1 protein-coding gene is annotated in these 588 nt (G+C 64.5%); it reads left to right on the forward strand.

Translation table 11 applies throughout. The annotated features are described in order from the left end of the window. Positions 1-588 (forward strand): IS3 family transposase (locus IWC96_RS00070; protein WP_196838121.1); only part of this gene is annotated, 588 nt, incomplete at both ends.

A 588-nucleotide genomic window follows, 5' to 3' on the forward strand; every position in this document is an offset into this window, starting at 1 on the left:
CCGATGAGCTCGAGAGCGAGCACGGGATCTCCGCGAGCGAGAACCGGGTGCACCGACTCTGCCGGATCGCGGGCATCCACGCGTCGCACCACCGCAAGCGCAGCAAACCCGGCAGCACGGGACCTGCGCCGCATGATGACCTCCTCGCGGTCGTCGACGAGCACGGCGTCATCCGGCACGAGTTCATCGCCGACGGGCCGAACAAGGTCTGGCTCTGGGACATCTCGGAACACCCGACCAGAGAAGGCAAGCTCTACATCTGCGCGATCAAAGACGTCTGGTCGAACAAGATCGTCGGTTACTCCATCGACACCCGCATGAAGTCATCTCTCGCCCGCGCGGCGATGCGCAACGCGATCGCGTTGCGCTCACCTGACGGCACGATCTGCCACTCCGACAGAGGCGGCCAGTTCCGCGCGAAACGCACCCAGAACCTGCTCCGCAACAACGGGCTCGTCGGCTCCATGGGCAGATCCTACGGCGCCGGGGACAACGCGAGTATGGAGAGCTTCTTCAGTCTCCTCCAGAAGAACGTACTCAACACGAGACGCTGGGACACCCGCGCCGATCTCCGCCTCGCGATGGTCA

The organism is Brevundimonas sp. BAL450 (assembly GCF_015767455.1).
GTDB classification, from domain to species: Bacteria; Pseudomonadota; Alphaproteobacteria; order Caulobacterales; family Caulobacteraceae; genus Brevundimonas; species Brevundimonas abyssalis.